General features: G+C 53.7%; 10 protein-coding genes. 6 read left to right on the top strand and 4 right to left on the bottom strand.

The features are described 5' to 3' along the window. The first annotated feature begins 124 nt into the window (after window positions 1–124). Entirely contained in the window at window positions 125–913 is a 789-nt protein-coding gene (gene fhuF, locus QHL1GM_RS17040; RefSeq protein WP_071695532.1) for a siderophore-iron reductase FhuF, read from the top strand. Between the two features lie 12 nt (window positions 914–925). On the opposite strand, the gene QHL1GM_RS17035 is transcribed toward fhuF, so the two are convergent. Beyond that, window positions 926–2,578 carry a multidrug ABC transporter permease/ATP-binding protein gene (locus QHL1GM_RS17035; protein ID WP_071695531.1) on the bottom strand — a complete coding sequence of 551 codons (1,653 nt, stop codon included), beginning with the start codon at window positions 2,576–2,578 and terminating at the stop codon, window positions 926–928. Between the two features lie 153 nt (window positions 2,579–2,731). Here QHL1GM_RS17035 and QHL1GM_RS17030 point away from each other — a divergent pair, with 153 nt between their 5' ends. Then, window positions 2,732–3,598 (top strand): LysR family transcriptional regulator ArgP, encoded by an 867-nt coding sequence (locus tag QHL1GM_RS17030; protein WP_071695530.1) that lies wholly within the window; start codon window positions 2,732–2,734, stop codon window positions 3,596–3,598. Between the two features lie 207 nt (window positions 3,599–3,805). After that, entirely contained in the window at window positions 3,806–5,611 is a 1,806-nt protein-coding gene (locus QHL1GM_RS17025) for a diguanylate cyclase (RefSeq protein WP_071695529.1), read from the top strand. Between the two features lie 22 nt (window positions 5,612–5,633). On the opposite strand, the gene QHL1GM_RS17020 is transcribed toward QHL1GM_RS17025, so the two are convergent. Next, complete coding sequence (locus QHL1GM_RS17020) at window positions 5,634–6,191, bottom strand: cytochrome b (protein ID WP_071695528.1); 558 nt, start codon at window positions 6,189–6,191, stop codon at window positions 5,634–5,636. Window positions 6,192–6,319: 128 nt separating this feature from the next. Further along, complete coding sequence (locus QHL1GM_RS17015; protein WP_071695527.1) at window positions 6,320–7,192, bottom strand: LysR substrate-binding domain-containing protein; 873 nt, start codon at window positions 7,190–7,192, stop codon at window positions 6,320–6,322. A gap of 101 nt (window positions 7,193–7,293) precedes the next feature. Here QHL1GM_RS17015 and QHL1GM_RS17010 point away from each other — a divergent pair, with 101 nt between their 5' ends. Beyond that, the gene (locus tag QHL1GM_RS17010; protein ID WP_071695526.1) at window positions 7,294–8,172 is read left to right on the top strand and encodes a DMT family transporter; all 879 of its coding nucleotides are present in this window, start codon (window positions 7,294–7,296) and stop codon (window positions 8,170–8,172) included. A gap of 93 nt (window positions 8,173–8,265) precedes the next feature. Here QHL1GM_RS17010 and QHL1GM_RS17005 read toward each other — a convergent pair whose 3' ends face one another. Then, window positions 8,266–9,711, bottom strand: a complete 1,446-nt coding sequence (locus tag QHL1GM_RS17005) for a hypothetical protein (protein ID WP_071695525.1) — start codon at window positions 9,709–9,711, stop codon at window positions 8,266–8,268. 324 nt (window positions 9,712–10,035) lie between these two features. Between QHL1GM_RS17005 and QHL1GM_RS17000 the strand changes: the two genes are divergently transcribed. Next, window positions 10,036–10,416: a septal ring lytic transglycosylase RlpA family protein gene (locus QHL1GM_RS17000; protein WP_071695524.1), complete on the top strand. Its 381-nt coding sequence runs from the start codon at window positions 10,036–10,038 to the stop codon at window positions 10,414–10,416. A 254-nt stretch (window positions 10,417–10,670) separates the two neighbouring features. Then, a complete protein-coding gene (locus QHL1GM_RS16995; protein ID WP_071695523.1) occupies window positions 10,671–11,669 on the top strand; it encodes an NADP-dependent oxidoreductase in 999 nt (332 codons plus the stop codon). Window positions 11,670–11,878: the final 209 nt, after the last annotated feature.

Genomic DNA, 11,878 nt, shown 5'->3' with positions numbered 1-11,878 from the left:
GTGGCCGGAGACTTTTAAAAGCACTCATTCGCAACTAAATGCTTCAACTGATACGCATTATCGATTAAGCTGAATATATTATTTCCCAGCGCCCCGTATGAAAGCCCTGTGATGGAGCCCCGCGATGCCCTCCGCTCTGCGTCAGCCACAACTGTTCGAGCCCTCGTTGGCTGCTTGCTACACCGGGCCGTTGGCGAACTTTACGCCGCCGTTAATAGGTGGAGCGCCACCGCTGGAAGCCTTCAAAACAGCCCGCTGGCGGAATACCGATTGGCTCAAAGCGGATCTCGCCCATTTCGCTGCACAGTACCCAGGCGGTGACCAGCGGGCAGTGGTATCGCTGTGGTCGAAATGGCACTTCAGTGCGCTAACCGTTCCTACGTTGACAGCCAACCTGCTGCTTAACCGTGACCTCCCGGTGGGTCTGGACGACATGCAAGTTATCTTTAACGACAAGGGCGCCACCTCGCGGCTGTGGTTGTCCCACGAAGGCACGCCGTTAACCACTCAAGATCCCTTTGAGCGTTTTGCCACCCTGATTGAGCAGCACTGGGCACCGTTGATTGAGCAGCTTGCGGCCATCTCCGGTGCTGCGCAGCGAGTATTCTGGAGCAATGCCGGTGGCTACGTGGATTACTACGTAAGCGCGTTAGCCGAGCATCCACTTGTTAATGGCGGGGCGCTTGAGGCCGCCAAAGCGTTGCTGGAAGCGCGCAACCTGCCCAACGGCAAGCGCAACCCGCTATTTCAGCCGGTGCGTTACTTTACGCCCAAGGGTGGTGAGGAGGTTAAGCGGGTGCGCAAGCTCTGCTGCCTGCGCTATTTACTGGATGAGTTTGATACCTGCGGCACCTGCCCGCTAGAGGGCTGCGACCTGGAAGCGCGTAAGCGCGCTAAACAGGCCGCCGGTTAAAATTCTAGCGATTTAAATGTTTATTTGAGCAACTGCATCTTCGCTTGCTCGCGTACGCTGCTCGCCTTTCAGCTCGCTAAGCTGCCCCTTCGACATCTCCAGCAATCGATCAGCGTGGACGAAGTAGCTGTCGTCATGGCTGATGGCAAACACGGTTTTACCCATCGCTTTTAAGTGCGGTAACAGCTCGCGGTAGAACAGCCGCCGGAACTGCGGGTCTTGATCCGCCGCCCACTCGTCGAGCAGCAAGATATCGCGTTTTTCGGCAATCGCCAGCAACAGCGCCAGGCGCTTGCGCTGCCCTTGTGAGAGCTGGGTGTTAATGACGCGATCGCCCTCCCACTGCAATTTGTGCTGCATCTGTAGTCGCTCAAGCCAGGTATCAACGACCTTCTGGTCAGCAGGTAATCCTTCAGGGCCCATGGCCTGATCAAACTGGTGGAAATCGGTAAACACGCTGGCAAAGCGAGCGCGGAACGCTTGCCATTGAGCAGCATTAACCACCTGTCCATCAATCTTAATAGTGCCGCTTTGGGGACGGTATAACCCAGAGAGCAGCCTTGCCAGGGTCGACTTACCGCTGCCGTTGCCGCCGATCAGAAACACCTGTTCACCGCGCTCAAGGGTCATATTGAGAGGCCCCACCTGGAAGCCCTCGCTTTGTGCAGTGTCCGGGTAGTGGTAAGTGACTTCCTCCAGCTCAAGGCGCTGCCAGTCGGCCAGCGTATCGTCGACGGCAAAGCTTGACTGGTACTCGGCCAATTCCAGGCTGCTCAGTTTATCAAATGCGACCTGAGCGCTAATCAAGGTCGGCCAAGCGCCCACCGCCTGAATCAGCGGTGTACGCAGGAATAGCAGCGTCAGCGCAAAGGTGGAAGCCACGGTGGTATTTGCCCAACCCAACCCATTAGAGAGGAAAAACACCACCCCGATGGCGCCTAACATCATAATGTTAGACCAGTTATTGGCACTTAAATGGTAGGTATCGGCACGGATAATGTGGTGACGGTAGTCGCGTGCATTGGCGGTATAGCGCTCATCATAAAAGCGCCGGGCGCGGTCGCGGTTGAGCGCCAGCTCTTTGCGCCCTTCAATGGCCGCCTGGAAATCTTTATACAGACTGTCTTCGCTTTCACGTACGAGGTGAAAATGGCGATATACCTTAGAGACCAACCACCAGCCCACGCCCATGGTGAAGGCGATCCATAGCACGGTGATGACCACCATTTGCGGCGAGAGCCATGCCAAATAGGCCACCGAAGCCAGCGTAAGCACCACGCCCTGAATCAGCTCCGGTAGGCGCACAAAACCAATGGTGATGTTACGCACATCGCTGGACAGACTGGCAAGCAAGGTGGCGTTGCCCAGTTGCTCCAAGCGCTCAATATCGGTGTCGAGAATCCGCTTCACCAGCCGCGAGCGTAGGTCAAACACAAAGTGGTGACCCAGCACGGTCAGCGCCAACTGGGTACTGAGTGTGACTGCCAGCAGCACTGCCAGCAGACCAAGAAATTGCGGCAGCGCTGCCATACTGCCTACCTCAATAAGCCGCTGGTTGATAAAGGCAATCACCCCACCCCCTAAGCCAGCGCTCAATAGACTCAGAGCAATGGCGCCTAAAAAGGGCCAGCGGTAGTGATGAAATACTAAGCGCAGCAGTTCCATTATTACCTTCCACCATGGTTGTATAAGCGCCGAATTGTGCCGCACTGCTGGGCCAAGTCAATAATGAATTGATTTTCATTTGCTTTAGTGTGCATTTGTTAAATCATCACTTTTTAATTAACGTCACTACTCTTATGGGCTTGGAACACCGCCATGTTGGATTACAAACTGCTTCACGCCTTAGCGACCGTAGTGGAATGCGACGGCTTTGAGCGCGCAGGCGATGTACTGGGGCTTTCGCAGTCGGCTGTCTCACAACGCATCAAAGCGCTGGAAGTTCGCCTTGGCCAGCCGGTGCTTATACGCCACCCTCATCTAGCCCCCACTCCTGCGGGCCAACGACTATTGACCCACTACCAGCAAGTACAGCTACTAGAGCGAGACTTGCGCGGCTCCCTACCCACCCTGGATGACCAGGCAGCGCGCCTGCGTATCGCTATCAATGCGGATAGTTTGGTCACTTGGTGGGCTGAGGCCATCGCAACTATCTGCCAACAGGAGGGCGTACTGCTAGATTTGGTGATTGAAGACCAGGATGTCGGGCTCAAGCGCCTGCGTGATGGTGATGTAGCGGCCTGCCTGTGCGCTACACCGCAGCCGATTGCCGGGGCACGTTGCGTTGCGCTGGGAGAAATGCGCTACCACCCGTTGGCGACACCGGCGTATATCGAGCGCTACTTTCCAGAAGGTCCTTCGGAGGAGAGCTTTCAGCGTGCGCCAGCCATCGTGTTCGGCCCTCACGATCAATTACAGCATCGCTTTCTTGCTCAGTGCGATTACCACGGCCACTTTCCTTACCACCTCTGCCCATCTTCAGAAGGCTTTGTGCGCTTAGCAGCAGCGGGGATCGGGTACGGCATGATGCCGCAACTACAGGTTGAAGAATTACTAGCGAGTGGCCAACTGGCCAGCGTTGCTCCCGGTCACTTTTTGACAGTGCCTCTCTATTGGCATTTTTGGCGCCACAGCGGCCAACTAATTCAACAACTTACAAAACACTTAAGCAAAGTGATGACTTAAGCATGAGGGTTTTAAACACAATATTTTTCCAAAGCCGACTACACTCAAGAGGCTTATCGTAGGCACAGGGAAATTTGAGTTGCTTTCGTGCGAAGTGGCATGCAAGCCAGTATGAGCGCTATGTCTACGAACTAGCGGCCCCCGGCGGGTAAGGGAACCCAGGGAACAGTGATCGGGGTAAAAAAACCAAAAAAAAAGCGATACCCTATGCATGCACGACGTTTAACAGCGGGTGTTTACACCGGCATCATGTTGCTGCTTGCGGTTTATTGTACGCCGTGGGCCCAGGCAAACACTCTTTTATCTGCATCGCCAAGCCAGGCGAGTTACTCATTTGCCCCTTATAGCGAGTTCTGGCACGACGATGAACAGTCTATAACGATTAACGATTTGCTCAACCAACAGCTTACATTTCAGCGAACGCACCAAGCCGAAGATTTAAATTTCGGCTACACCCGAGGTGACGTATGGCTGCGAACCCAGGTGCGCAATGATTCGCCGGATCCCCAGCGGTGGATGGTGACATTTGAATATCCGTTTCTGGATTACGTTACTCTTTACACGCTTCGCCAACAGCTTCTTGATGAGCAGCAAAGCGGCAGTGCGGTTCCCGTTGAACAGCGCGCGCTCCCTCACCGTCAGGCGGTTTTTCCGCTTGAGCTGGCCGCCCACGAAACCGTCACGCTATATACCCATGTGGCTGCCTCAGGCAGCAAAATGCTGAGCTATAACTTATTATCGCCAGAGGCATTTTATTCCCAGAACGATCGTCATAATTTTTGGCTGGCCACTTACTTTGGCATGCTGCTGGCGATGGGTTTATATAATTTACTGCTATTTTTTGGCTTAAAAGAGCGTGTATTTCTTCACTACTCGCTATTTGTCGCTGGCTTTGGGCTTGCCATTCTGGCATTCAACGGCATTGGCACACTCATGTTTTGGAGTTTTTTGGGTGAAAACACGTCCCGCTTAGTAGCGCTTGGTTTCACCTTTGCCTCTACCATGGCCACGCTGTTTGCGCAGAGTTTTCTTAACACAGAGACCTACTGTCCACGCTGGCATCAAGTATTAAACACCTTCCGCAACTACTGTTGGCTGGCCGTCATTGCCTCGCTGCTGCTACCCATTCCTGCGGCCCTTCACCTAATGGATGTGACGGGTTTTATGGCGGCTTTGCTGCTCCTGATATGCGGCAGCTACTGCAGTTTTCGACGCATACCCAGCGCTCGAATATTCGTGTTTGCGTGGTCGATATTCCTGTTAGGTGCAGGTGTCTTTGCGCTACGCAACCTGGGCATACTGCCGGCTAATTTTATTACCCTACATGGTATTCAAATTGGCTCTGCGCTAGAAATGTTACTGCTCTCGTTTGCGCTGGCATCACGCTTTAACAAACTCAAACGGCAAAAAGAACGGGCTCAAGCCGATATATTAACTGCGCTTAAAAAGCAGGAAGCCGCGCTGGAACAAAAAGTTGCCGCCCGCACTAAAGCGCTGGAGCATTTAGCCAACTGCGATATGCTGACAGGTTTATTAAATCGCCACGGCTTAGCGTGCTGCGCCGCAGAGGCTTTGGAGCGTAATCGTCAACATGGCCAGCGCCTAGCGTTACTAATGCTCGATCTTGACCGCTTCAAACCTATTAACGACTGCTACGGCCATGAGGCAGGAGATTTTGTATTACAACAAATAGCTAAACGCATCGCCCACCTGGCGCGGACGTGTGACCACTGCGCACGCTTTGGAGGCGATGAATTCATTATCATCATGGAAAATATTGAACCCGAAGATACCCTTGAGAATATACAGGCCCGTATCAACGAAGCTATTCGCTCACCGATCAAACTCCCCTGCGGCGAGCGGGTCAGTGTTAGCGTGAGCATCGGGGTAAGCACTGCCCAGGGTGCAGATGACGCCACTCTCGAGAGCTTACTGCGTGAAGCCGATAGCCATATGTACGCTGTCAAATCTCGCCAAGCAGCAGAGTGCTATCGCTACGGCTCGGCGAGTTAGTCTTTAACCAATTCATTGGCCGTTAATCAAACAGGCTCATCCTTCTCATAACGTTATCGCGCTTGATTTTCCAATGGAATATAGCGCCAGCGACGTGCAGCACCACCAAGCCTAAAATGACCCACCCCAGGCGCCCATGCCACATAAAGAGTTGTTCAGACAGCTGCTCACGCTCGCCAATCAAGCCTGGCAAATGCCAATGGAAAAACTCCACAGGAAAGCCGCCGCTTGCTGTGGCGGCCCAACCCAGTAAGGGCATAACCACCAGCGCTATGTAGAGCAAATGGTGGACACTGGTGCTAACAATCCGCTCGAAGGCATTTAAGGGCGGTTCATGGTCAGGCACCAAAAAGGCCAAGCGGGTAATAATACGTAGCGTCATTAACAACAGGATCAGCACACCCAGCGTCTTATGGCTGGTATACAGCAAGTTCGTAAGCATATTGCCGACTAAAGCGACAGTGCGCTCATAGCCCAAAAAACCTAACGTTAAACCGCGGGCCAAGGAGAGCAACACCGCCCCAGCCACCAGCCAGTGCAGCACCCGATGCGGGTAGATATAGCGATCCAGTTCGTGCATGTAGTGCTCCTAACAACTAATTCATTTGCTTTTCATTCTAGTCAGTAACGCGCCATTACGCTGATTAAAGCACTACATGACCATCAACGGTAAGCATTACTTAGACTCTACTGGATTAAAAAGCCATGTTATAGCGCTTGTTCGGGTGCTGCTAATTGCTCGCGTATTAACTCGCCTAAACGGCGCGCAGGTTCCGAAGGTCGGTGAGGCGCTCGGTGAAGCGCCAATTCAATCATCGGCAGTGCAGGCAGCCCGCTGCTCTCATCCAGCGGCCTCAGCGCAGGGGTTAGCATGCTGCGAGTCACCACCACGATGGCCAAACCAGCGGTAACAATCGGCGCCAGTCCGGCCATGGATTGGCTGGTATAGGCCACACGCCAGCTACGCCCGGCTGATTGCAACGCCTGCTCGGCTACTTCACGAAATACATCTGCCCCCGGTGAATAGAGTGCCAGTGGGAGCGGGTCACTAAGCAGCGGTTGCTGGTTCATACCGACTGCCCACAGCAGCGGTTCCCGACGAATCACATCGCCGCCCGGCGAGTTACGCTGCCGGGTCACCAGGGCGAGGTCCAACTCTTTGGCCTTAACCTGCTCAACGAGATGGGTGCTGGTGCCACAGATAACCTTAAGCCCCACGGCGGGGTAGAGCTGATGAAAGTATGCGAATACCGAGGGTAGTAGCGAGGCGTAATCTTCAGGAATGCCGAGGGTCAGATCCCCTGTTACCTGTCGCGCCTGCATATCGCTCCACGCTTCATCGTTAAGCGCTAATAGCCGCCGGGCATGATTAAGTAAGCGCTCCCCTTCTGAGGTAAAGCGTATTCGTCGCCCTTCCCGCTCATGCAGCGTAAGCGATAGCTGTGCTTCTAATCGCTGCAGCTGCATGCTCACGGTGGACTGGGTGTACGCCAACCGTTTAGCGGCTGCGGTCACACTGCCGGTGTCCGCAATTGCCACCAGGGTGCGCAGCAGGGTTAGGTCTAAGGTGGGTGCACGCATATATCACCAAACTTGATGAAACTGATCATAAAAGATCGATATTGTGATGCATTGATGATGAGTATGCTGCTCGGCATATGCTCAAATCAAGGAGATCTCTTATGCATCCCGTTCACTCCCCCGCGTTATTCCCACGTTGGTACAGTGTTGGTGCGGCGCTGGTGGCCGTGATGCTTTGGAGTGCGGCACCGCTGCTGGCTGAATTTGCCAAAGCGTCACCGCCCTTGCAGCTTACCGCCGTTACTCTGCTAGCGGGATCATTGGCGACGCTACCGTTAAGCCGCCGCGTAAACGTCGCCGCCTGCGGTAAGGGTTGGCAGCTCAGCGTTTGGGTGGGTATCCCGCTTCTCATCTTTGGCGCCGTAAGTACCTACTTTATTGGTATGCGGTTAGCGCCCGCCGCAGAAGCGGCGCTCATTACCTACACATGGCCCGTGCTATTCGTGCTACTCAGCCAATGGAGCCGTTTTGGCCGCCTGCGCATCGCGGGGGTGGTTGGCGCCCTGATTGCGTTTTCAGGTGCGGCACTGCTGCTGGTACCTCAAGCTATCAGCGGCGGCCTGGGTGTCGCCACCACGGGCTACGCGCTAGCACTGCTAGCCGCATGCTGCTGGGCAATCTATTCATGGTTAAGCCAAGCAGCGCCGGTGGCCTTAACGCCGCTACTGCCACGGCTATTGCTCATTGCCTGCGCTATTGCCGTGGCCGCCAGCTTAATACTGGAAGGCAACCTCGCCCTCCCCAACGGGGAAGCGTTACTCGCCGGAATCGCGCTGGGCTTAGGGCCTTACGGAGTGGCTATGGTGGCGTGGGATAAAGCGTTGCGCTGGGGGCACGCAAGCCTTGTGGGCAGTTTGGCGTATGGCGTGCCGATTCTGGCCGCCCTGCTGCTGGTGTTGGCAGGCATGAGCGTACTCGACTGGCGTTTACCCGCCGCGGCAGTGCTGGTGGTGGTAGGTTGCCTCAAAGCTGGCCGTTAATATCCGTCACAAAGCGTCTCTAAACACAAACCAAACATAAACGCCCTTGCCGCTGATAGCTACAAGGGCGTTATTATTGATTGGCGCTAACAATTAAAGTTCTGGAGAAATATCCGCCGGCTCCATGTTCAAGCTTAGTTCGAACATACCGCTACCGGTAGCGCTAAAGCCGCGTGCGCTCACCGTGTAAGTGCCGGGCAGCAACGGCTCTTGAAGCCGTGCGTCGGTACCGCCTGCGCCGTCGTCATCGCTGGCGACAAAGCCTTGGCCACTGATCTCGATAAAGGTATCAAAATCGTCGGAGCGCATTTCCAATGTCACTAATGAGCTCTCTTCTACTTCCAACTGATACGTCAGCGGTTCACCGCTATACCAACCGTTAAGCGCTTCACCCGTGGTAAGCGTGCCTTCATTACGCAGATCAGCGTCTGGCATATCACGCGGTTCCATAGAGAGCGTAAACATGCCGCTGCTATCGCCATAGGCAGTGCGTGCCGTTAACTGATACTCACCGGGAGCAAGAAAATCAGCGATGCTAGCGTCCAGGTTGCCGGCACTATCATCATCTTCGCGGTAGTAACCGTTAGGCCCCTCAAGCACCAGGTAGGAATCGATGTCGCTGGAGCGCATCTCAATTTGGTACATGTCGGCTTCTTCTACCTCTACTTGGTAAATAAGCTCCTGACCGCTGTACCAGCCGTTGAGGGAGTCATCGGGAGTGAGCGCCCCATCATTACGCAGCTCGCCATCACCCGGTAAATCGTGAGGCTCTACTGAAAGCGTATAAACGCCATTGCCATCATCGTAGGCGCTGCGTGCAGTAAGGGTGTACTCACCGGGTTCAAGGAAGTCGGCGATACGCGCGTTTAAATCACCGGCACTGTCGTCGTCTTCACGAGCGTAGCCATTCGGCCCTTCAATCTCTAAGTAAGCATCAAAGTCGTCAGAACGCATTTCCAGCTGGTAGAGGCCCGCCTCTTCTATGTTCAAGGTGATTTCACGGGCATCCCCTTGCAGCCAGCTATCGATTGGCTCACCCACTGCCACAGTGTCGGCATCCGTCAATTCCACGGTGCGGCTTTCAACAGTAAACGGGCCATAGCTATGGGCGTCGGCACCGCTAACCACCACTACATAGTCACCGCTCTCCTCAATACGGTGACGAACGATGGGCGCATTATTGATCAGCTGTAGTTCATCATCATAAAGCGCCACAACACCTTGCAAGGCTCCGTTGAGAGAAATCTCAACAATCTCATTCTCTTCCAGTGCGATTGCATAGCGCATGAAACGGCTACCGTCGTTACCGTTCAGTTCGCTGGCCGAGGTTATTTCGCCACGCAGGCGCTCATCAAGTGTGAGCTTTTCAAGACCAACAATAGCCTCGGCAACAGACGATTGATCAGTTGTCTCAGCGCTTTCAGCAGGCACTTCATCGACGGTTTGCCCCGGCAAAGGAATAATTTGAGCGGCGAGGAAGCCTACGGCTGCACCACCGACCGCCACCAATACAAACGCAAACGAAGAAGATTTAGCCATGAGCGGTTCCTTATTGAGTCACAACGACAATTATTAATTAGATAAGCATTCATGATTATAAGAAGCTTACTCAATTAAAGTGAGCGTTTCATGAAAAACGCTGCATTGCACAAAATTCTTTTTTTATTCATTTCATACCTGGGCTGATAAGTCACTGAAACCCAAGGCCACATCAGTAGAGATTAAAAATTCTTGAAATTGAACCTATTTGCATCGATCTTCTTAAAGCTTGCTGACTCGATGCGACAAGGGTAGTATCGAGAAGCCTATCAGGCACCTCAACAAGAGTGCGATATTCGCAACACGCAAAGCCGAGGTACTCCTATGGGAGCCCAAAAACGATTGATCCGAACGATTTGTTTGGCAGCGATAGTAGTCAGTAGCGCTGCCAATAGTGCTTTTGCACACGAAACAGAAACACAGCAAGGCGTCGCCTCCTTTTACAGTGACCGCTTCCAAGGAGCGACCACTGCCAGCGGAGAGCCCTTTGACCAACAGGAATTGACCGCCGCCCACAAAAGTTTGCCGTTTGGCACTAAGGTGTTGGTGACACGCCCTGACACGGGACAAGCAGTAGAAGTACTGATCAATGACCGCGGCCCTTTCATTCAAGGACGCATTATTGATTTATCTAAAAGCGCGGCAGCGAAGCTTGGCATGATCCGCCGCGGTACAGCTCCAGTGATGGTAACGCTGTTGGATTAACGGATAACACATCCTTGATAGTTGTGTGATACCCCTTAGCCTAATCAATGCGACAGCACACAAAGCACATCATTAACACAAGACAGTCAACAGACAGGGCGATCCATTACGGATCGCCCTGTTTCTTTTTGTGCCCTAGCGCCCAATATATTAACGAACTTGCAAGCAAGCTAATGGTCTCTATGCTGCAAGGAGTTCGACACACGTAGCTGAAGCAGATAGCTCAAAACGCTAAGTATTTGTAGGAGGTATTTATGCAATCACAATTTTACACGCTTGCCGATTACCCCAACGGCCTGCCCGACCGCGCGCTGTTCAAGCTGGAAACACAAACCCTACCTGACTTAGCCGAGGGTGAAGTACGCATTCGTAATCACTGGCTTTCCGTCGACCCCTACATGCGTGGCCGCATGAGCGGTATTCGTACTTATGTGGAGCCGTTTGAACTCGGCAAGCCGATGGAAGGTGGCGCCATTGGCGAGGTGATTGAGTCCAATGATTCAAGCTTAAAAGTGGGTGCCAAAGTCAGCCATATGGGCGGCTGGCGGGATATTGCCCAACTGCCTGCACAAGGCGTCACGCCGCTACCCGATATTGATGTTCCTGAGCAGGCCTATCTGGGTGTGCTGGGCATGCCTGGCATGACCGCCTGGACTGGCCTCAACCTGATTGCCGAGTGCAAGCCGGGTGACAATGTGTTGGTTAGCGCAGCCAGCGGTGCGGTTGGCTCCCTGGCAGTACAGCTGGCCAAAGCCAAGGGCTGCCATGTGGTCGGTATTGCCGGTGCTGCGCATAAGCTGGCCTGGCTTGAGTCATTGGGCGTCGAACCGGTTAGCTATCGCGACCGCTCTGCACAGGAGTTAAGCGACGCCATTAAGCTCGCCAGCCCCAACGGCATCGATGTGTATTACGAAAACGTCGGCGGCATCTGCCTAGAAGCGGCATTGAGCCAGCTAAATGAAGGCGCGCGGATCGCGGTATGCGGCATGATCGACAGCTACAATGCCAAAGAGCCTACCCCCGGGCCGAGCAATCTCGCTCAGCTGGTAGTGCGCAAAGCCAAGATGCAGGGTTTTATTGTGGCTGACCATTGGGCTAGCTACCCCTATTTCCTGAACGAAGTAGCTCCCCAAGTAGCGGAAGGTAAGCTGGTATATAAAGAAACCGTGAAAGAGGGCCTGGAAAGCACACCCGACGCGTTTCTTGCCCTGTTTGACGGCGGTAACACCGGTAAAATGCTGGTCAAACTATAACGCTTACTGACTAATCCACCCTACCGCCCCCTCCTACCGCCATAAAGATGTCCAGCGGTAGGGTGCCCAACGCAGAAAAATCATCAAATCGTTAGACCAATAGCGAATTGATTATTAAAATCATTCATTATAGCGATGTGCTCTAACCCATCGGCGCCGCCGATGGGTTAGAGCGCGTTGCTGCTTCGTCACTTGGCACTTATTGCTTG

The organism is Halomonas sp. QHL1, assembly GCF_001882345.1.
Taxonomy (GTDB): domain Bacteria; phylum Pseudomonadota; class Gammaproteobacteria; order Pseudomonadales; family Halomonadaceae; genus Vreelandella.
The sequence above is the reverse complement of the archived record's forward strand: the minus strand, read 5'-3'. Positions and strand labels throughout refer to the sequence as shown.